A 19,231-nucleotide genomic window follows, 5' to 3' on the forward strand; every position below is an offset into this window, starting at 1 on the left:
CGTCCCTGAACGGGGCGGGTGGCGAAGGCCGAACCGCGCCCGGACTTCGTCTCAGGGATGACATCACATGACCGCCTATAATCTCGGTTTCCCGCGCATGGGTCTGCGGCGCGAACTCAAGACCGCGCTGGAGGCCCATTGGTCAGGCCAGGCCGATGAGGCCGCGCTGCTCGCCACCGCCGCCGAGCTGCGCGCGCGCCACTGGGCCCTGCAGCGGGCCGTCGGCATCGCCGTGCCGCCCAGCAACGACTTCGCCCTCTATGACCACGTGCTCGACCACGCCTGCGCCTTCGGCGTGATTCCGGAGGGCTATGGCTGGCGGCCGGGCGAGCCCGTCTCGCTCGCCACGCGCTTCGCCCTGGCGCGCGGCGCGCGCGGCACGGCCGGCGAGCGCGCGGCCGGCATCGCCCCGGGCGCGCCCGCGCTGGAGATGACCAAGTGGTTCGACACGAACTACCACTACCTGGTCCCCGTCTTCCGCCCGGACCAGGCCTTCATCGCGACGGGCTTCCCCGCCGTGGACGCCTTCGAGGAGGCCAAGGCGCTGGGCTATCCGACGCGGCCCGTGCTGCTCGGCCCCGTCTCCTTCCTGCTCCTCGGCAAGATGGCCGGTGGCGCGGGGGATCCGCTGGCGCTGCTGCCCGGCCTGCTTCCGCTGTATGCCGAGACGCTGCGCCGGCTGGCCGCCGCCGGCGCACGCGAGGTGCAGATGGATGAGCCCTGCCTCTCGCTCGACCTGCAGCCCGCCGCGCGCACCGCGCTCCGCGCCGCCTATCTGGTGCTGGCCGGCGCGGCGCCACGACTCTCGCTCATGCTCGCCGCCTATTTCGGCGATCTGCGCGAAAATCTGGAGACGGCGCTCGGCCTGCCGGTGGCGGGGCTGCATCTCGACCTGGTGCGCGCGCCGCGCATGCTCGACCTGGCCCTGCGCCAAGCGCCGCCGCGCATGATGCTCTCGCTCGGCGTGGTGGATGGCCGCAATGTCTGGGCGACCGATCTCTCCCGCGCCTTCCAGCAGGTGCGGGCGGCGGCGGCCGCACGGCGCTTCGAGCTGTTGCAGGTGGCGCCCTCCTGCTCGTTGCTGCACAGCCCGGTGGATCTGGCGGGCGAGACCGGGCTCGATCCTGAGCTGCGCGGCTGGATGGCCTTCGCCCGGCAGAAGCTGGAGGAGGTGGCGATCCTCGCGCGCGGCCTCACCGCCGGGCGGGGCGCCATCGCGGCCGAACTGGCGGCGAGCGATGCCCGGCAGGAGGCGCGGCGCCGCTCACCCCGGCTGCATGATCCGGCCGTGGCCGAGCGCCTCGCCGCCGGCCGCGCCGAGGATGCGGCGCGCGTGCCCTTCGCCGAGCGGCGCATGGCGCAGCAGACGCGGCTCAGGCTGCCGGGCTTCCCCACCACCACCATCGGCAGCTTCCCGCAGACCGCCGAGATCCGCGCCGCCCGCGCCGCCCGCAAGCGCGGCGAGGTGACGGAAGCGGCCTATCACGCCTTCCTCACCGAACGCATGGCGGAGGCGATCCGCTGGCAGGAGGAGATCGGCCTCGATGTGCTGGTGCATGGCGAGTTCGAGCGCAACGACATGGTCGAGCACTTCGCCGACTTCCTCACCGGCTTCGCGGTGACGAAGAGTGGCTGGGTGCAGAGCTATGGCTCGCGCTGCGTGAAGCCGCCGGTGATCTTCGGCGATGTCTCGCGCCCCGGGCCGATGACGGTGGAATGGGCGCGCCGCGCGCAGGCGCTGACAGAACGGCCGATGAAGGGCATGCTCACCGGCCCGGTGACCATGCTGCAATGGTCCTTCGTGCGCGACGATATTCCGCGCGCGGCGGTACGGCGGCAGCTCGCCTACGCGATCCGCGACGAGGTGACCGACCTGGAGGCGGCGGGCATCCCCATCGTGCAGATCGACGAGCCTGCCTTCCGCGAGGGCCTGCCGCTCAGGCGCGACGAATGGGACGCCTACCTGACCGATGCGGTGCATTGCTTCCGCATCTCGGCCAGCGGCGTGCGGCCGGAGACGCAGATCCACACCCACATGTGCTACTCCGAGTTCAACGACATCATGGACCGCATCGCCCAGATGGATGCCGACGTGATCTCGATCGAGACGGCGCGCAGCCGGATGGAGCTGCTCGCCGCCTTCGTGGACTTCGCCTATCCGAACGAGATCGGGCCGGGCGTCTATGACATCCACGCGCCGCGCGTGCCCGAGGCGGCGGAGATGGAACGCCTGCTGCGGATCGCGGCGCAGCGGGTCCCGGCGGAGCGGATCTGGGTCAATCCCGATTGCGGGCTGAAGACCCGCAGATGGGAAGAGGTGCGCCCGGCCCTGCAACGCATGGTGGAAGCCGCGCGCACGCTGCGCGGCTGACGCCGCGCGCCCTACCCGGCGCGGCGGGCGACGCCCGAGCCGCGGATCGCCGCCTCCACGCCGGGTCGCACCTGCTGGATGAGCGCGGAGGTCGCCGCGCCATCCAGCACGCGGGTCGCGATGCTGGCCCCGTTCTGCCGCGCCTGCACCTCGGGGTCGCGCGCGGCGGCGAGCAGTGCGCCGGCCAGCCGCTCGCGGATCGCAGGCGGCATGCCCACCGGGCCGGCCCAGATGATGGGCTGGCGCGTCGCCGTCTCGAAGCCCTGCTCGATCAGCGTCGGCACATCGGGGAATTCGGGCCAGCGATCCACGCTCGCACTCGCCAGCATGCGGAGATTGCCGGCACGCACCAGGCCGATCATCTCCGGCGTGCCGGTGTAGGTGTCGATATGGCCGCCGGCCACCTGCGCCGCCGCATCGGTGATGCTGCCGAACTGGATGTAGTTCATCTCGAACCGCGCGAGGCGCTGGAACTCAAACATCGCGACGGCCGAGCCCGGATTGGTGCTGGCGAAGGTGACCGGCCGGCGCCGTGCCTCGGCCACGAAATCCGCGATGCTGCGGACATTCGGCATGGAGGGGCCGACCGGGAAGCCGATCCGCAATTCGGAGGTGGTGCCCAGGATGTCGAAGCTCTCGAAGGGCCGGTAGGGCACTTCCATCGTCAGCGGCGCCACCACCAGCGCGGAGAGGCCGACGAGGCCGAAGGTATAGCCATCGGGCCGCGAGGCCGCGATGCGCGCGGGGCCGAGCGTGCCGCCCGCGCCCGGCGTATTGCGCACGATGACGCTGACGCCGAGCGTGCGTTCCATATGCGCCGCGATGGAGCGCGCCACCACATCCGTGCCGCCGCCCGGACCGAAGCCGGTGACGAGCTGGATCTCACGGCTGGGCCAGGCGCCCTGGGCCTGGGCATGGAGCGCGGGAATGGCAAGGCTGGCGCCCGCGAGGAGGCTGCGGCGATGCATGGCGTGTCTCTCCCTGGCCGCCGCCCTGCCTGGGGCGATGGTCCGCGCGGGAAGCCTCCCCGGCGGCGGGGCGCGCTGTCAATGAAATCCATGCCGACAGGGGATGACGCCCGGCGCGCAGGGCCGCATATGCGGGAGGTGACCCAAGCCCTGATTGTCGAGAAGCTCCTGAAAACCTATGCGCCTGACCGTCCCCCGGCGGTGGACGGGCTCGACTTCACGCTCGCGCGCGGGGCGACGATGGGGCTGCTCGGCGGCAATGGCGCGGGCAAGACCACCACCATCGCCATGCTGCTGGGGCTGCTGGTGCCGACCTCCGGCCGCATCATCGCGCTGGGGCATGACATGGCGACCGATCGCTTCGCGGCGCTGGCGCGAATGAATTTCTCCTCGCCCTATATCGCGCTGCCGCATCGCATCTCGGTGCGCGAGAACCTGACCGTCTATGGCCATCTCTACAATGTGCCGGGCCTCAAGCGCCGCATCGCGCAGCTGGCCGAGGAATTGCAGCTCACGGATTTCATCGACCGGCCGGCGGGTGAGCTCTCGGCTGGGCAGAAGACGCGCGTGGCGCTGGCCAAGGCGCTGATCAACACGCCCGAACTGCTGCTGCTGGACGAACCCACCGCGAGCCTCGACCCCGATACGGGCGATTGGGTGCGCAGCAGCATCGAGCGCTACCGCGCGGCCACGGGCTGCGCCATCCTCCTCGCCAGCCACAACATGGCGGAGGTGGAGCGGCTCTGCGGCCATGTGCTCATGCTCAAGCAGGGGCGCGTGGTGGATGAGGGCGCGCCCGCAGACCTGGTCGCCCGCTACGGCCGCGAGGATCTGGAGCAGGTGTTCCTCGACATCGCGCGGGGGACGCGCGTCGATGATGACACGCGGGGCACGCGTGATGGAGACGCCGCATGACCGCCGATCTTGGCGCGCTGCGCCGCGTCTGGGGCCTGGTCTATCGCCACCTGGCCCTCTACCGCCGCTCGCCGCCGCGGCTGATCGAGCTGATGTACTGGCCGATCCTGCAGATGATCGTCTGGGGCTTCATGACGACCTACCTCGCGGGCCTCCAGAACAACGTGGCCAGTGCCGCGGCCGGCGTGCTGCTGGGCGGCGTGCTGCTGTGGGAGGCGGCTTTGCGGAGCCAGATGGGCTTCTCCATCTCCTTCCTGGAGGAGATCTGGTCCCGCAACCTCGGCCACATCTTCGTCTCGCCGCTCAGGCCCGGCGAGTTGGTGGCGGGGCTGATGGCGATGTCGGTGCTGCGCACGCTGGTGGGCGTGGTGCCGGCGATCATCCTCGCCTGGCTGCTCTATGCCTTCAACGTCTTCAACATGGGCCCGGCCATGGTGCTGTTCTTCGCGGCGCTGATCCTGATGGGTTGGGCGGTGGCGCTGGGCTGCACCTCGCTCATCCTGCGCTATGGCGCGGGCGCCGAGAGCCTCGCCTGGTCGGTGCTCTTCGGCATCGCGCCCTTCGCAGCGGTGTTCTATCCGGTCAGCACACTGCCCGGCTGGCTGCAACCCGTGGCGCTGGCGCTGCCGGCCGCGCATGTCTTCGAGGGGATGCGCGCCGCGCTGATGGAAGGCCGCATCGCCTGGGGGCACCTGTTGGCCGCCTATGGGCTGAACGCGCTCTGGCTCGCGGCGATGGGCTGGCTCTTCATGCGGCAATTGCAGGCGGCGCGGGTGCGCGGCGCGCTTCTCAACATCGGCGAGTGATGCGGCGTCAGGCGAGGTAGTCGAAGACGTCGCCTTCCGCCGCGGCGCCTTCGATGTGCCGGCGGTGCCAAAGCGCGTAGAACAGCAGATGCCAGGCGGCCGCCCCCGCCTTCTTCTCGCCCGCGTGGCGGAACACCTGCTCGACGCGCCCAGGCTTGCAGAGTTCCGCGATGCCCGGCTGCCGCGCGACCAGCGGGCCCAGCGCATCCGCCCGGCGCTCGATCCAGGCGCCGACCGGCACGGTGAAGCCCTGCTTGGGGCGAAAGGGCTCGCTGGCCGGGAAGTGCTTCGCGAGCCAGGCGCGCAGCAGGTATTTGCCCTGGTTGTCGCGCACCTTCAGCGCATCCGGCAGACGGAAGGCGGCGTCGGCCACGCCGGAATCGAGGAAGGGCGTGCGGCCCTCCACGCCATGCGCCATCAGGCAGCGATCGAGCTTGGTCAGCAGGTCATTGGGCAGCCAGTCGGCCACGTCCAGCGCCTGCGCCGCCTGCAGCCGGGTGCGGCCGCCGCGCGCGGCGTCGCTCTCGGCGGCGGCAATGCCGTCCCGCCAGAAGCGCGGCTCGGCGCGGAGCACATCCAGTCGGTCGAAGGTGCCGCGCGCGCGCATGGCGCGGCCCCAGCGCCACCAGGGCCGCATGGCGGAGCGGTAGCGGCCATAGCCGCCGAAGATCTCGTCGCCGCCCTCGCCCGAGAGCACGACCTTCACCTCCTGCCGCGCACGGCGCGCCAGGAACCAGGTGGGGATGATGGCGTAATCCGCCGCCGGGTCATCCATGCAGGCGACGATCTCGGGCAAATGCCGCCAGACCATCGCCTCATCCACCATCACCTCGATGTGGCGGGCACCCGCGGCCTCGGCCGCGCGGCGGGCGGCGGCGCGCTCATCGGCGGCCCCCTTCACGTCGAAGCCCGCGGTGAAGGCCATCACCGGCTTCTCGTTGAGCCGCGCCATCATCGCCAGGATCGCGGCGCTGTCCGTGCCACCCGAGAGGAAGAGGCCATAGGGCACGTCGCTGCGCTGGTGCAGCGTGACGCTCTCCTCCAGCGCGACGTCCAGGCGGGCCAGCGCCACCTCCTCGCTGATGGATTCGGGCGGGCCCTCGGGGAGCGCCATGCGGCGGTGCCGCTCGACGATCTTGCCATCGGCGATGGTCAGGCTCTCGCCGGGCAGCAGGCGACGGATGCCCTGGAAGATGGTCTCCGCGCCCGTGGTGAATTGCAGCTGGAGCAATTCGTCGCGCGCCTCGGGCCGGATGCGCGGCTCGGCGAAGCCGCCGGCGATCAGCGCCTGCGGCTCGGAGGCAAAGGCGATGCCCGCCTCGGTCTCGGCGATGTAGAGCGGCTTGATGCCGAAGGGGTCGCGCGCCAGCACGAGCCGCCGCGAGGGCCGGTCATGCAGGGCGATGGCATACATGCCCCGCAGCTGGTCCACGAAGGCCAGGCCATCGCGCCGGTAGAGATGCAGCGGCGGCTCGCAATCGGATTGCGTGGTGCAGAGCAACTGGTTCCGCTCGCGCAGTTCCCGGTAATTGTAGATCTCGCCATTCGCGACCAGCGCGGCGCCGCCCGCGAAAAGCGGCTGGTCGCCCGTGACCAGGTCGATGATGGAGAGCCGCGTGTGCGCGAGGGCCACCGCGCCCGCCACATGCTGGCCCGAGCCGTCCGGGCCGCGATGGGCGAGGGCCGCCAGCATGGCATCCAGCGCGCCCTCGGGCGCCTGGGCGCCGGGGCGCAGCGCGAGGCCCGCGAGGCCGCACATCTATCGAATCCTCATCGCTGCACCTTGTGCAGGAAATCGCGCCATTGCGCGAGGACTGTCGCCTCGGCGAAGTCGCGCTCGAAGGCGGCGCGGCCGGCGGCGGCCAGGGCGGCGGCGCGCCCCGGCTCGGCCAGCAGGGCGCGGATGGCCCCGGCGAGGGCCTCCGGCGCATCCACCGGCACCAGCAGCCCGGTCTCGCCATCCGTGATCAGCTCCGACGGGCCCTGGGCGGCGGCGGCGATGACGGGGCGCGCGGCGGACCATGCCTCCAGCACCACATTGCCGAGCGGCTCGTGGCGCGAGGGGCAGAGGAAGAGGTCACAGCCCGCCAGCAAGGCGCCCGTATCCTCGCGCCAGCCCAGCAGCGCCACGCGCTCAGCCACGCCACATTCCTGCGCGAGCCGCTCCAGCGCCGCGCGCTCCGGCCCCTCGCCCGCGATGCTGAGATGGGCGCCGGGCACAAGGGCGAGAGCGCGGATCAGCGTGTCGAAGCCCTTGTTCGCATGCAGCCGGCCCATGGCGAGAAGCTGCACGCCCGAAGCGGGCGCCACGCCCGCGAAGTCGGTGGCGAAGTTGGGCAGGAAATGGACGCGCGCCTCGGGCCAGCCCTGGGCGATGATCCAGCGCCGGAGGTCGCGCGTGTTGCCCACCAGGTGATCGCAATGGCGGTAGTATTTGAGGTCGTAGTAGCCGCCCAGCCGCCCCACCAGCGTCCAGTCGCCGCGCGGCGTCATGCCGGCCGCGCGGTTCATCCAGGCCATGGCGACACGCGGCCGCCAGTCGCCGAGGATGCGGTTGAGGCGCATGGGGGTCAGGATGTCGAGCGCGCCGCCGAAGCGCAGCTCCACCGGCCGCGCATCGGCGAGGCGCGCGGCGCGGCCAGGATCGCGGCGGATCACCGGCAGCACCTCCTCGCCCGCGCGGTGCAGGGCCAGCGTCAGGCGCTCGTAGAAGGCCTCGGCGCCGCCCTGCGGCGCGCCGGCCATGATGTTGGCGAGGCGGATCATGCGAGGGCCCCTCCGGCCAAAGCCTCGAAGGCCTGCGCCACATCGGTCCAGTTGGGGCCGGGGCCGCGCGCCAGCGCCGCGCGATGCATGCGCAGCCAGAGGGCATCGTCATGCAGCAGCGCCTGCGCGCCCTCCACGAACTCGGCCTCGTTGCGCGCGACGATGCCGGTCAGCCCATCCTCGATGCGCTCTGCCACCGCACCGCGGTCCATCACCACGCAGGGGACGCCCGCCGCCTGCGCTTCGGCCACCGCGAGGCAGAAGGTCTCGCCAGGATCGCCCAGGTAGAGCATGCAGCGGGCTTCGGTCAGGCGCGCCAGCAGCTCGGGCCGCGGTAGCGGGTCGAACAGGGAGATGCCCGGCACCGCCCCCACCCGCGCCAGGATGGGGGCCGCGCGCGCCGCCAGCCGCGCATCGCCGCCATAGGTCGCCGCCCCCGAATAGGCGTGCAGCGCGCCCAGGCCGATGCGCGGCCAGATGCGCGCCAGCTCATCCAGCCCGCGCAACGGGTTGGAGGTGAAGATCGCAACCGGCGGCGGCGGCGCGCGTTCGGCCTGCGGCGCATCGAAGGGCGGCGCGACCGCCAGCGGGATCTGCACGCGCGGCCCCGGCAGCCAGCGCGGCAGCGTCGCCGCGTGATGCGGCCCGAGCGTGACGAGCGCCGGCCGCGCCATCAACAGCGGCCAGGCATGGCGCAGCTTGTTGAGGTAGCGCGCCGGGTTGTGCAGCCAGAGCACACGCCGCCCGCGCGGCAATTCGCGGAACAGCCGCGGCACGCGCGTCGCGATGACGAGGTCGGGGCGCTCCGGCAGCGGGGTGCGCTCGCCCTCGAAATGCAGGGTCAGCGCATGGCCGCGCCGCTCGAAGGACTGCGCGAGCAGCGCCACCGCCGTCTCCACGCCGCCCAGCGGCCGCTGGCCGATCGCACCCGCCTCGATGCGCGGCCCCTCATTGGCCAGCACGATCTTCACGGGCGGTGCCGCTCCGGCTCGAGCTTCGCCTTGAGGTAGGAGAGCAGGGGAAACAGCCCGGCGCAGAGCGCGATGAGCAGGCCCCAGCCGCCCTCCTTGTAGCCCTTGCGCCCGATGAGGCACTTGAACGTGCGCGAGATGAAGCGGCGAACATTGTTGGCGAGCGTGCCGATATCGCCCTGGTCCAGCAGGTCCGCCGCCTTGGCGCTGCTGTAGCGGTCGAGCCGGCGCAGCATGTCGGAGATGTCGCGGTCCACCTCGTGGCGGATGCCATGCGCGGTCAGCCGCTCGCCTTCGGCGCCGGTCCAATCGAGGCCGGGATGCACGCGCTGCGAGCGCCAATGCTTGGCGCCGCGGCGGAAGAGGATGGGCTTCAGCGTGGTGCCGAAGCTGCCGCCCCAGCCATGGAGAATCAGCCGCTCGCCCACGTAATTGTCGATGCGCACGCGGTGGAAGGCGGCGCTGCTGCGCGCGATGAGCGCGCGAATCTCCGCCCCCAGTTCGGGCGGCACGCGCTCATCGGCGTCCACCTCCAGGATCCAGTCGCCCGTGCAGGCGGCGATGCCGGCGTTGCGGCGCTCGCCCTCCAGCGCCCAGCCGCCTTCCAGCAGCACGGCGCCGGCGGCGCGGGCGATCTCGGCACTCGCATCCGTGCTGCGATCCAACACGACGACGATCTCATCGGCGAAGCCGAGCGTGGCGAGGCAGGCGGGCAGCCGCGCCTCCTCATTGCGCGCGACGACGAGGGCGGAGAGCCTCATGCCGGCACCGGCAGCGCCAGCACGCGCGCGGCCGCCTCCACCACCTGGTCCACGGCGAGGCGCTGCATGGGTGTGTTTGCGGGCGGTCCCTTGGCCAGCACGGCCTGGGCGCGGGCGCCGACCGGGGCGTATTCGCTGGCCGGCGTCGGCCCGAAGAGGCCGAGCGTGGGCGCGCCCGTCGCGGCCGAGAGATGCATCAGCCCGGAATCATTGCCGATGAAGAGCGCGCCACGGGCCAGCACGGCGGCCGCCTCGGGCAGGGAGAGCCGGCCCACCAGGTCCAGCGCCTCGGGCAGGGCGGCCAGCACCGGCGCGGCCATTTGGCGCTCCGCCTCGCCCGGCCCGCCCAGGATGGCGAGGCGCGCACCAGGCAGCAGGCCATCGGGCGCGGCCAGCTTCTGCGCCAGCGCGATAAAGCGCTCGGCCGGCCACATCTTCACCCGCCAATTGGCGGTGGGGCCCAGGATCAGCCAAGGCCCGCCGGGCAGCAGTGCCGCGGCCCGGGCGGCCTCGGCCGGGCTGAACCAGGCGACGGGGCGCGGCGCGGGGGTCACGCCCAGCGCCTCGGCGATGTGCAGGAGGCGATGGCCCGAGCGGCGCCCGCCCTTCATCACCGCGCGCTTCCGCGCCAGCAGCAGCCAGGCGATGGCCGAGCCGCGGAGGTCCACCACCAGGTCCCAGCGGCGGAAGGCCACCTGGCGCCACAGCTCCAGCCAATGCAGGGACCAGCGGCGCTTGGTGACGGGAATGATGCGCTCCAGCCCCGGCAGATGGGCGAAGACGCCCTCGGCCACCGTGCCGCAGACGATGGTGAAGCGGGCGCCCGGGTTCTCGCGCAGCAGATGGTCGAGCAGGCCGGTCGAGAGCACGGCGTCGCCGATGCGGGTGGAGGTGATGAAGAGGATGCGCACGGCTCGCCTCTAGCAGAAACGGCGCAGCTTGAACCCCCGGGTTGAACCCCCTGGCGGAAACCGCCACATGCCCCCCATGCCCATCGCCATATTGACCGAGCGCGCCGTCCTGGAAGTGACCGGCGAGGACCGCCTCGCCTTCCTGCAGGGGCTGGTTTCCAACGATGTGACCCTGGCCGCCCCCGGCCGGGCCGTCTGGACCGCCCTGCTGACGCCGCAAGGCAAGTGGCTGGCCGATTTCTTCCTGACCGCCGAGGCCGATCGCCTGCTGCTGGATGCGGAGGCCGCCCAGGCCGGGATGCTCATGCAGAAGCTGCTGCGCTTCCGCCTGCGCTCCAAGGTCGCCCTGGCGCCACTGGCGGGCTGGGTGGTGCAGGCCGGCTGGGGCGATGCCCTGATGCCGGCCGGCGCCACCCCCGATCCGCGCCTCGCCGAAGCCGGCTGGCGCTGGCCCACCCCATCGCCCCTGCCCGCCGATGCCCTGCCCGATGATTACGACGCGCATCGGCTGAGCCTCGGCCTGCCCGATGGCTCGCGCGACATGCAGGCCGAGCATTCCGTGCTGCTGGAGGCGGGCTTCGACGAGCTGCACGGCGTCTCCTGGTCCAAGGGCTGCTACATGGGGCAGGAACTGACGGCACGGACCAAGTATCGCGGCCTGGTGAAGCGGCGCCTGGTGCCCGTGGCCGTGGAGGGCCCGCTGCCCGCGCGCGGCACCCCGGTGACGCAGGGCGGCGCGGAGCTGGGCGAGATGCGCTCGGGCCGCGCCGGACGCGGGCTGGCCCTGCTGCGGCTTCCGGCGCTCAGCGCCGGGCCGCTGGAATGCGGCGAGGCACGCCTCCTCCCGCTGGTCCCGGCCTGGATGAAGCTGCCCGAGGCGAGCGATGCGTGACGACAGACATGGTTGAAGATCGGGGCCCCGGCGTGCGCGTGCCGCCGCCGGTGATGGTGGCGGTGGCGCTCGGCCTTGCCTGGGGGCTGCAGAAGCTGCTGCCGGTGCAACTCGGCCCGCCCGCGGTCGCGCTGGGCGGCATGGTGATCTTCCTCGCCATGGGCTGGGTGGGCTGGGCGCTGCTGGTCCTGGTGCGCGCCGGCAACGACCCCCGGCCGGACAAGCCGGACACCGCCTTCGTGGCCGCCGGCCCCTACCGCTTCGGCCGGAACCCGATCTATTTCGGCTTTCTGCTCTTCCTGGCCGGCGTCGCGCTGAGCTGGGGCACGCTCTGGGCCTGGCTCGCCGTCGGCGCCACCTTCCTGGCGCTCGACGTGCTGGTGGTGCGGAAGGAGGAAGCCTATCTCCGCACCCGCTTCCCCGAGAGCTACCCGGCCTACGCCGCGCGCACGCGGCGCTGGCTTTAGCCCGGCAGCGTCTTCTCCGCCGCCGGCTTCGGCGCCTTGCGCTTTCGCTCCTCCCAGCGCTGAAGCACCGTGAAGAAGGCGGGCACGAAGAGCACCGCGAGGCAGGTGTTCGCCAGCATCCCCGACATCACCGCGATGCCGATGGAGTTGCGCGCCGAAGCGCCCGCGCCCGTCGCCATCGCCAGCGGCAGCACACCCAGGATGAAGGCGATGGAGGTCATGATGATCGGCCGGAAGCGGCGCCGCGCGGCTTCGATCGCCGCCTGCTCGATCTCCATCCCCTCCGCCCGCAGCTCGCGCGCGACCTCGACGATGAGGATGGCGTTCTTGGAGCCGAGCGCCACCAGCAGCACGAGCCCGATCTGCGTGTAGAGGTTGTTGGCGATGCCAAGCCCGATCAGCGCGGCCGCCGTGCCCAGAAGTGCCAGCGGCACGGCCAGGATGACGCCCACGGGCGCCAGCCAGCTCTCATACTGGCCAGCCAGCACCATGTAGACCAGCAGCAGCGCCAGCGCGAAGACCAGGTACATCTGGCTGCCGACCTGCGCCTCCTGGTAGGAGAGCGCGGTCCAGTCGAAGCCCGTCCCCGGCGGCAGCACATGCCCGCCGATCTGCTCCATCAGCCCCATCACCTCGCCCGAGCTGAAGCCCTGCGCCGGGATGCCGCTGATCATGGCCGCCGGATAGAGATTGTAGAGGTTGATCAGCGAGGGGCCGAGCTCCATCCGCCAGGAGGCGAGCGCACCGACCGGCACCATCTGGCCCTGGCGGTTGCGGACATGCAGCTGGCCGATGTCGTCCGGGTTTACGCGCGCATCGCCATCCGCCTGGACATAGACCTGGAAGGTGCGGCCGAAGCGGTTGAACTGGTTGACGTAGGTGGAGCCCAGATAGCTCTGCACGGTCGAGAACACGTCGGCCACGCCCACCTGCAGCGCCTCCGCCTGCACGCGGTCCACCTCCACGCGCAGCTGCGGCACCTCGGCGCGGAAGGTGGTGAAGGCGCGGTTGATGGCCGATTGCGAGGTGGCGTTCTCGACGATCGTGTCGGTCAGCCGCTGCAGCTTGGTCCAGTCGAAGACGCCGTCCCGCAGCTCGACCATCATCGAGAAGCCGGAGGCATTGCCGATGCCCTGGATGGGCGGCGGCGGCAGCACGCTGATCGCCGCATCCTGGTAGGTGCTGAAGCGCCGCAACATCGTGGCGTAGAGGCCGCGCAGATCCCGGCCACTTCTGGGCGGCCGCAGCGACCAGTCGTCCAGGATCGCGTAGATCACGCCCGCATTCACCAGGGTGGCGTTGTTGTCCAGAACGGAGACGCCGGTGATGACGATGGTCTGCGCGACGCCGGGGATGGCGCGCACCTCGGCCTCCACATCGCTCAGCACCCGGTGCGACCGCTCAAGCGAGGCGCCGTCGGGCAGCTGCACGCTGAGCAGCAGGTAGCCCTGGTCCTCGGTCGGGATGAAGGCCGTGGGAATCCGCGTGAGACCCCAGCCGGCGAGGCCGATCATGCCGAGCGCCAGCAGCACGGAGACGCGCGCATGCCGCACGATGACGGCGACGACGCGCGTATACCACGCCTCCACCACGCCGAAGCCGCGGTTGAACACCCGGCAGAAGATGTTGCGTTTCTCCGGCGGCGTGGCGGGCTTCAGCCACATGGCGCACTGCGTGGGCTTCAGCGTCGCCGCGTTGATCGCGCTGATGAGCGCCGTGGCGGCGATGACGAGGGCGAACTGGCGATACATCTGGCCGGTCAGCCCGGGCAGGAAGGCGGCCGGCAGGAACACCGCCATCAGCACGAGCGTGATGCCGATGATGGGGCCGAACAGCTCGTCCATCGCCTTGCCGGCGGCGACATGCGGCTCCTCGCCCTTGTCGATGTGATGGGCCGCGGATTCCACCACCACGATCGCGTCATCCACCACGATGCCGATGGCCAGCACGATGGCGAAGAGCGTGGAGAGGTTGATGGTGAAGCCGAGGGCCGCCATGGCCGCGAAGGCGCCGATGATCGTGACCGGCACCGTCGTCGCCGGCACCAGCGTGGCACGCCAGTCCTGCAAGAAGACGAGGATGACCGCCAGGACCAGCACGCCCGCGATGAGGAGCGTCACATAGACCTCATGGATCGAGGTCTTGACGAAGATCGTCGTGTCGAAGGGGATGGCCCAGGTCATGCCCTCGGGGAAATCGCGCGAGAGGCGTTCCATCGTCGCCTTCACCTGCGCCGCCACCTCGAGCGCATTGGCGCCGGGGAGCTGGAAGATGCCGAGGCCGGTGGAGGCGCGGCCATTCCAGTTGAAGATCTGGCTGTAGGTCTGCGCCCCCAGCTCGACGCGGCCGACATCGCGCACGCGGATGAAGCGCCCGCCCGGCTCGGCCTTGATGATGATGTCCTCGAACTGCGAGACATCCTCGAGGCGGCCCAGGATGTTCAGCGTGATCTGGAAGGCCTGGCCCGAGGGGGCCGGCTGCATGCCGAGCTGGCCCGCCGCCACCTGCTGGTTCTGCTGCTGCAGTGCCTGGATCACATCGCCCGGAACCAGCCCGCGCGCCTGCATCTGGTCGGGGTCGAGCCAGATTCGCATGGCGTATTGCGCGGCACCGAAGACGCGCACCTGGCCCACGCCGGGCAGGCGCGACAGCTCCTGCATCAGGTTGATCGTCGCGTAGTTTGCCAGGAACAGCCCGTCATGCCGCGGGTTGGTGGAGGCGAGCGTCACGATCTCCAGGATCGAGCTGGCATGGATCTGTGTGGTGACGCCCTGCATCTGCACCGGCGCGGGCAGCTGCGCGAGCGCCGAGGCGACGCGGTTCTGCACCAGCACCTGCGCCATGTTCGGATCGGTGCCGATCTCGAAGGAGACTGTGAGGGTGTAGGAGCCGTCCGCCGCCGACTGCGACTGCATGTAGATCATGCCGGCGACGCCGTTGACCTGCTGCTCGATCGGCAGGGCCACCGTGTCCACGATGGTCTGCGCCGAGGCGCCCGGATAGCTGGTGGTGACCGTCACCGTCGGCGGCACCACATTGGGATACTGCGCGACCGGCAGGTTGAAGACCGAGACGGCACCGATCAGCACGAAGAGCATCGCGATGACGTTGGCGAGGATGGGCCTCGCGATGAAAAAGCGCGAGATCATCGGGCGGGTGCCGCCGCGGGGGCGGGCGCCGGGGCAGACGGCGCCGCGGGCACCGGATTGGCCACCGTGCCGGTGACGGGCTCAGCCGGCGGTGGCGCGATGGTGCCGCGCTGCACCGTGACGCGCGCGCCAGGGATGGCGCGTTGCAGGCCGGAGATCACCACCTGGTCCTCCGGCTTCAGCCCCTCCTCGATCACGCGCAGCGTGCCGATGCGCTGGCCCAGCATCACCGGCCGCTGCTCGATGGTGGAATTGGCCCCCACCACCATGAGGTAGGAGCCGAGCTGGTTGGAGCCCAGCGCCGCCTCGGGCACCATCAGCGCATCCGGCCGCGTGCGGATCGGCACGCGCACCCGCACGAACAGGCCGGGCAGCAGCGTCTGGTCGGCATTGGCGAAGAGGCCGCGCAGCTGCAGCGTGCCCGTGGCCGGGTCGAGCTGCGGCGCGATGTAGTCCAGCCGCCCGCCGATGCGGAACTGGGAATCCCCGGCCAGGGCGATCTGCACCGGCGGCGCGTTGTCGCCCAGCTGGTCCGGCCTGCGGATGCCCCGCCCGTCCAGCTCGCGCCGGATGCGCAGCAGGTCGCGCTCATTGACCGAGAAGTTCACATGGATCGGTGAGAGTTGCACCAGCGTCGCAAGCCGCGTCGGCGTCGAGGCGCCGACCAGGGCGCCCACGTCCACCATATGCGCGCCGGCCACGCCGTCGAAGGGCGCCGTCACATCGGTGTAGCCAAGGTTGATGCGGGCCAGCGCCAGATTGGCCTGCGCCTCGCCGAGCGTCGCCTGCGCCTGGTCGCGCTGGGACTGCCAGCGCTCCAGGTCGGCCTGGGCGGTCGCGTTCTGGCCGATCAGCCGCTGCTGGCGCGCGAGTTCCGAATTGGCACGGTCCAGCAGGGCCTGGTTCTGCTGCACCTGCGCCTCGGCCTGCTGCACCTTGGCGCGATACTGGTCGGGCTCGATCTGGAAGAGGCGCTGGCCGCTGCGCACCACCGCGCCATCCGCGTAGTCGATGGAGCGCAGGAAGCCCGGCACGCGCGCGACGAGGTCGATCACGCTGACCGCCACCGTGCTGCCCGTCGCCTCCAGATATTCCGTCGCCGGCGCCACCGCCGGGGTGGCCGCCGTCACCTGCGGCGGGGGCGGCGGCACGAAGGTGTTGTCCTCCTTGCAGCCGAGCAGCGCGCCCGTGATCAGCAGCAGACTGGCATGACGTCGGATCATCGGATGCTCACGCTAGAAGGTGGGTTGGGGCAGCAGACCCTGGGTCCGCGGCGGGGTCAGGCGGCCATCGTCGTAGTCGAGCAGCGGGCCCCAATCGGTGCGCAGCGCCATCTGCCGGCGCGTCGCCTCGGTGACCAGCGGCCGGCCCTCGCGGATCTCCCAGCCGCCGCCCAGCGCGCGATAGACCGAGATGAGGCCCTGCGGGATGTCGGTCTCGGCGATGGCGAGCTGGTCCTCGTATTCGAGCAGGATGCGCTGGCTGAGCAGCACGGTCGTGTAGTCGGTCTGCCCCTGCTCATACTGCGTGAGCGAGATGGCGGCCGCGCGGCGCGAGGCGGCGACGGCGCGGCGCAGGGCCACGGCGGCCTGCTGCGCGCCGGCGAAGGAGACGAGGCCGTCCTCCACCTCGCGCTGCGCCTGGAGCACGGCCTGCTGGTAGGTGAGCAGCGCCTGCTGGAACACCGCATCCTGCGCGCGCACCTGGTTGGTGATCTGCCCCCAGTTCAGGATGTTCCAGAGCACCGAGGGGCCGGCGGTGAAGCTCGTCGCGTTGCGCCAGGCGCCGCCCGAGGCGAGGCGCAGGCTGCCCGCATCGGTCGCGAGGAAGCCGAAGCTGCCGCTGAGCGAGACGGCGGGGAAGAGGTCGGCCCGCGCCACGCCGATGCGCGCGCTTTGCGCGGCCGCATTGGCGATGGCGAGCCGCAGGTCCGGCCGGCGCCGCAGCAGGTCCGCCGGAACACCGGTGGCCACCATCAGGCCCGGGCGCGGGATGGGGCCCGGCTGGAGCATGGTCCGGATCTCGGCCGGCGTGACGCCGAGCAGCACGGCGAGCGCGTTGCGCGCGCGCTCGATCTGCGCCTCGAGGCCGGGCACCAGCGCCTCGGTCCCGGCCAGCTGGGACTGCGCCTGGTCGGGGTCGCGCTCGCTCGTCGCACCCTCGCGGAAGCGGACGCGGGCGATGCGCAGCGACTGCCGCTGCAGGTTGATGTTGGCCTTGGTGATGGCGAGCCGCGCTTCCAGCCCGCGCAGGTTCACATAGGTCGCCGCCGTGTCGCTCAGCAGGCTGACCATCGCGTTGTCGTAATCGGCGATGGAGGCGACGAGGTCGGAATCGGATGCCTCGATGGCGCGGCGGAAGCGGCCCCAGAAATCAATCTCCCAGGCGGCGGTGATGCCGGCGCGGCCGAGATTGTAGCCCCGCGTGCCGCCAGTGATGGCGCCCGAATTGTTGCTGGTGGCGCGCTCGGTCAGCAGCAGCCCATAGGCCTGCTGCTGCTGCGGGTAATAGGCGCCGACCGTCGCGGCCAGCACGGCGCGGGCCTGCAGCACGCGCACGCCGGCGCGCTGGAGGGTAAGGTTCTGCGCCGCTGCCGTCTCGATCAGGCGGTTCAGCGTCGGGTCGTTCAGGCTGCGCCACCAGGCGGTGTCCGCCGGCGGGCAGGTGGTGGTGGCGGTCGGCACGCAGCGCGTGGCCGGGATGTTCGGGCCGGCGGCCCAGCTGGTGTCAAGCTGCGCGGGCGGGCGGGAGAAATCCGGCCCCACCATGGTGCAGCCGCCGAGCAAAGGAACCGCCAGGGCGAGCATGCCCCAGCGACGCGCGGCGGGGGCGGGTTTCGCGAATCGCGCGGGGCGCCGCGGCAAATTTTCATCAGACGGCACGGGCACCCATCCTCGCTCGAATCATTCACGTCCCGCGCGACGATATGGACCAACCGCCCGGCTGAGAAGGCCTATCATGCGGCAAGTGTCTTCATCGCGCGTTAATCCTGTGTGGCGATGATCGGCGTGTGGAACCGCTCACCGCCATCCCTCCATCACCGGCCGCTTCCCCTGGCCTTGCCCCGGCGGCCCAACCCGCGGCGCGAGCCCGCCAGCCCCTGCCGGGCGGCTTCGCCGTGGCCCTCGCCACCGCACAGGAGGCCACGCCCCGCGTGCGGGGCGTGGCGCTGTCCGGCGTAGGGCCACGCCCCTGGGAGGCCGCGCCCAACCCCGAATTCCGCCAGCGCATCGCCCAGGCCGAACGCAGCGCCGAGCATGCGCGGGATGGCTATGGCGTGCGCAACCCGCGCTCCGGCGCGCTCGGCCGCTACCAGTTCCTGCCCAGCAGCCTGCTCGACCTGGGCTGGAGGAACGCGCAGGGGCAATGGACCGCGCTGGCCGAACGGCACGGCGTGCGCAGCGAGGCCGATTTCCTCGCCAATCCCGCCGCGCAGGAGGCCGCGATGTCCCACTTCCTCCGCCGGGTCGAGGTGCAGCTGGAGCGCAATGGCGTGATGACGCGCCAGGGCGGCAGCGTGCGCGGGCTGAACGGCCAGGAGATCAGCCTGAGCGAGGGCGGCATGGTCGCCGCCGCGCATCGCCGCGGCTCGGGCATGCTGGCGCGCTACCTGGCGCATCGCAGCAACACGCCGGATGCCCCGCTCTCGGCGCGGGAGCGCGCGGCCTTCCAGGCGGTGGAGCGGCGGCTGCAGGATTTCGGCCAGGTGGCCTATGCCAGCCTGCGGCCGCAGCCCAACCGGGCGCTCGCCGCGGCGCCGGCGGCCACCACGCCGCCCTCGTAACATCAGAGCTTGCCCGACTCGCCACCCGGGCCACATGCAGGGGCGATGCTGCATATGCTGAAGCTTTCCGTCGGCCCCAAGGATGTGGCGCAACTGCGCGCCATCCAGAAGCTGCGCGCCGTGGCCGACCCGCCGCTGCGCCATCAGACGCGCATGATGCCCAAGCGCCGCGAGGAGGTCCTCGATGGCGGCAGCATCTACTGGGTGGTTTCGGGCTTCCTGCAGGTGCGGCAGCGCATCCTCGACATCATCGAGGACCAGTGGGATGACGGCACGCCCTGCGCCGGGCTGGTGCTGGATCCGAAGCTGGTGATGGTGGAGGCCCGGGCCACCAAGGCATTCCAGGGCTGGCGCTACCTGTCGCCGGAAGACGCCCCGCCGGATGTTGTCGAGGGGGTCGCTGCTTCCGGCATGGAGGCCCTGCCTCCGGCGCTGAGGGCCGCGCTCCGGGAAGCAAGGCTGATCTAATT

The 19,231-nt window shown here is 71.5% G+C and carries 16 protein-coding genes; 7 read left to right on the forward strand and 9 right to left on the reverse strand.

From position 1 onward, the window contains the following. Window positions 1–67: 67 nt before the first annotated feature. Window positions 68–2,371, forward strand: a complete 2,304-nt coding sequence (gene metE / locus R9Z33_RS20760) for a 5-methyltetrahydropteroyltriglutamate--homocysteine S-methyltransferase (protein WP_318648477.1) — start codon at window positions 68–70, stop codon at window positions 2,369–2,371. Window positions 2,372–2,382: 11 nt separating this feature from the next. Here metE and R9Z33_RS20765 read toward each other — a convergent pair whose 3' ends face one another. Next, complete coding sequence (locus R9Z33_RS20765) at window positions 2,383–3,339, reverse strand: Bug family tripartite tricarboxylate transporter substrate binding protein (protein ID WP_318648478.1); 957 nt, start codon at window positions 3,337–3,339, stop codon at window positions 2,383–2,385. Between the two features lie 138 nt (window positions 3,340–3,477). On the opposite strand from R9Z33_RS20765, the gene R9Z33_RS20770 reads away from it, so the two are divergent. Then, on the forward strand, window positions 3,478–4,254 hold the full coding sequence (locus tag R9Z33_RS20770) for an ABC transporter ATP-binding protein (protein ID WP_318648479.1): 777 nt from the start codon (window positions 3,478–3,480) through the stop codon (window positions 4,252–4,254). After that, entirely contained in the window at window positions 4,251–5,060 is an 810-nt protein-coding gene (locus R9Z33_RS20775; RefSeq protein WP_318648480.1) for an ABC transporter permease, read from the forward strand. Before R9Z33_RS20770 ends, R9Z33_RS20775 begins: the two co-directional genes overlap by 4 nt. A 7-nt stretch (window positions 5,061–5,067) precedes the next feature. Here the strand turns inward: R9Z33_RS20775 and asnB are convergent, their stop codons facing one another. Genes asnB through R9Z33_RS20800 form a run of 5 tightly spaced genes read right to left on the reverse strand, consistent with a single transcriptional unit; the run spans window position 5,068 to window position 10,469 of the window. Beyond that, on the reverse strand, window positions 5,068–6,819 hold the full coding sequence (asnB, locus tag R9Z33_RS20780) for an asparagine synthase (glutamine-hydrolyzing) (RefSeq protein WP_318648481.1): 1,752 nt from the start codon (window positions 6,817–6,819) through the stop codon (window positions 5,068–5,070). 11 nt (window positions 6,820–6,830) lie between these two features. Then, a complete protein-coding gene (locus R9Z33_RS20785) occupies window positions 6,831–7,826 on the reverse strand; it encodes a glycosyltransferase (RefSeq protein WP_318648482.1) in 996 nt (331 codons plus the stop codon). Beyond that, a complete protein-coding gene (locus R9Z33_RS20790; RefSeq protein WP_318648483.1) occupies window positions 7,823–8,797 on the reverse strand; it encodes a glycosyltransferase in 975 nt (324 codons plus the stop codon). The genes R9Z33_RS20785 and R9Z33_RS20790 overlap by 4 nt, the downstream gene beginning before the upstream one ends. Further along, a complete protein-coding gene (locus tag R9Z33_RS20795; RefSeq protein WP_318648484.1) occupies window positions 8,794–9,558 on the reverse strand; it encodes a glycosyltransferase family 2 protein in 765 nt (254 codons plus the stop codon). Before R9Z33_RS20795 ends, R9Z33_RS20790 begins: the two co-directional genes overlap by 4 nt. Beyond that, the gene (locus R9Z33_RS20800) at window positions 9,555–10,469 is read right to left on the reverse strand and encodes a glycosyltransferase family 9 protein (RefSeq protein WP_318648485.1); all 915 of its coding nucleotides are present in this window, start codon (window positions 10,467–10,469) and stop codon (window positions 9,555–9,557) included. The genes R9Z33_RS20795 and R9Z33_RS20800 overlap by 4 nt, the downstream gene beginning before the upstream one ends. A gap of 67 nt (window positions 10,470–10,536) precedes the next feature. On the opposite strand from R9Z33_RS20800, the gene ygfZ reads away from it, so the two are divergent. Further along, on the forward strand, window positions 10,537–11,361 hold the full coding sequence (gene ygfZ / locus R9Z33_RS20805; protein ID WP_318648486.1) for a CAF17-like 4Fe-4S cluster assembly/insertion protein YgfZ: 825 nt from the start codon (window positions 10,537–10,539) through the stop codon (window positions 11,359–11,361). Window positions 11,362–11,369: 8 nt separating this feature from the next. Then, window positions 11,370–11,828, forward strand: a complete 459-nt coding sequence (locus R9Z33_RS20810; RefSeq protein ID WP_318648487.1) for a methyltransferase family protein — start codon at window positions 11,370–11,372, stop codon at window positions 11,826–11,828. Here R9Z33_RS20810 and R9Z33_RS20815 read toward each other — a convergent pair. Genes R9Z33_RS20815 through R9Z33_RS20825 form a run of 3 tightly spaced genes read right to left on the reverse strand, consistent with a single transcriptional unit; the run spans window position 11,825 to window position 17,784 of the window. Further along, window positions 11,825–14,977, reverse strand: a complete 3,153-nt coding sequence (locus R9Z33_RS20815; protein WP_318648488.1) for an efflux RND transporter permease subunit — start codon at window positions 14,975–14,977, stop codon at window positions 11,825–11,827. The two genes, R9Z33_RS20810 and R9Z33_RS20815, sit on opposite strands and share 4 nt — an antisense overlap. Then, a complete protein-coding gene (locus tag R9Z33_RS20820) occupies window positions 14,974–16,200 on the reverse strand; it encodes an efflux RND transporter periplasmic adaptor subunit (protein WP_318648489.1) in 1,227 nt (408 codons plus the stop codon). Before R9Z33_RS20820 ends, R9Z33_RS20815 begins: the two co-directional genes overlap by 4 nt. 12 nt (window positions 16,201–16,212) lie before the next feature. Then, window positions 16,213–17,784: an efflux transporter outer membrane subunit gene (locus R9Z33_RS20825; protein ID WP_318648490.1), complete on the reverse strand. Its 1,572-nt coding sequence runs from the start codon at window positions 17,782–17,784 to the stop codon at window positions 16,213–16,215. A 311-nt stretch (window positions 17,785–18,095) separates the two neighbouring features. Here R9Z33_RS20825 and R9Z33_RS20830 point away from each other — a divergent pair, with 311 nt between their 5' ends. Together R9Z33_RS20830 and R9Z33_RS20835 are read left to right on the forward strand one after the other, a co-directional pair. Further along, the gene (locus R9Z33_RS20830; RefSeq protein WP_318648491.1) at window positions 18,096–18,761 is read left to right on the forward strand and encodes a hypothetical protein; all 666 of its coding nucleotides are present in this window, start codon (window positions 18,096–18,098) and stop codon (window positions 18,759–18,761) included. 45 nt (window positions 18,762–18,806) lie between these two features. Then, window positions 18,807–19,229, forward strand: a complete 423-nt coding sequence (locus R9Z33_RS20835) for a DUF1489 family protein (RefSeq protein WP_318648492.1) — start codon at window positions 18,807–18,809, stop codon at window positions 19,227–19,229. Window positions 19,230–19,231: the final 2 nt, after the last annotated feature.

Origin of the sequence: Sediminicoccus rosea (genome assembly GCF_033547095.1) — a bacterium.
Classification (GTDB): Bacteria; Pseudomonadota; Alphaproteobacteria; order Acetobacterales; family Acetobacteraceae; genus Roseococcus; species Roseococcus rosea.

Coding starts and splice junctions, on each gene's coding strand:
- R9Z33_RS20810 (WP_318648487.1), top strand. CDS start 11,370: ATGGTTGAAGATCGGGGCCCCGGCGTGCGCGTGCCGCCGCCGGTGATG.
- R9Z33_RS20835 (WP_318648492.1), top strand. CDS start 18,807: ATGCTGCATATGCTGAAGCTTTCCGTCGGCCCCAAGGATGTGGCGCAA.
- R9Z33_RS20815 (WP_318648488.1), bottom strand. CDS start 14,977: ATGATCTCGCGCTTTTTCATCGCGAGGCCCATCCTCGCCAACGTCATC.
- metE (WP_318648477.1), top strand. CDS start 68: ATGACCGCCTATAATCTCGGTTTCCCGCGCATGGGTCTGCGGCGCGAA.
- R9Z33_RS20795 (WP_318648484.1), bottom strand. CDS start 9,558: ATGAGGCTCTCCGCCCTCGTCGTCGCGCGCAATGAGGAGGCGCGGCTG.
- asnB (WP_318648481.1), bottom strand. CDS start 6,819: ATGTGCGGCCTCGCGGGCCTCGCGCTGCGCCCCGGCGCCCAGGCGCCC.
- R9Z33_RS20820 (WP_318648489.1), bottom strand. CDS start 16,200: ATGATCCGACGTCATGCCAGTCTGCTGCTGATCACGGGCGCGCTGCTC.
- R9Z33_RS20775 (WP_318648480.1), top strand. CDS start 4,251: ATGACCGCCGATCTTGGCGCGCTGCGCCGCGTCTGGGGCCTGGTCTAT.
- R9Z33_RS20785 (WP_318648482.1), bottom strand. CDS start 7,826: ATGATCCGCCTCGCCAACATCATGGCCGGCGCGCCGCAGGGCGGCGCC.
- R9Z33_RS20825 (WP_318648490.1), bottom strand. CDS start 17,784: ATGCTCGCCCTGGCGGTTCCTTTGCTCGGCGGCTGCACCATGGTGGGG.
- R9Z33_RS20765 (WP_318648478.1), bottom strand. CDS start 3,339: ATGCATCGCCGCAGCCTCCTCGCGGGCGCCAGCCTTGCCATTCCCGCG.
- ygfZ (WP_318648486.1), top strand. CDS start 10,537: ATGCCCCCCATGCCCATCGCCATATTGACCGAGCGCGCCGTCCTGGAA.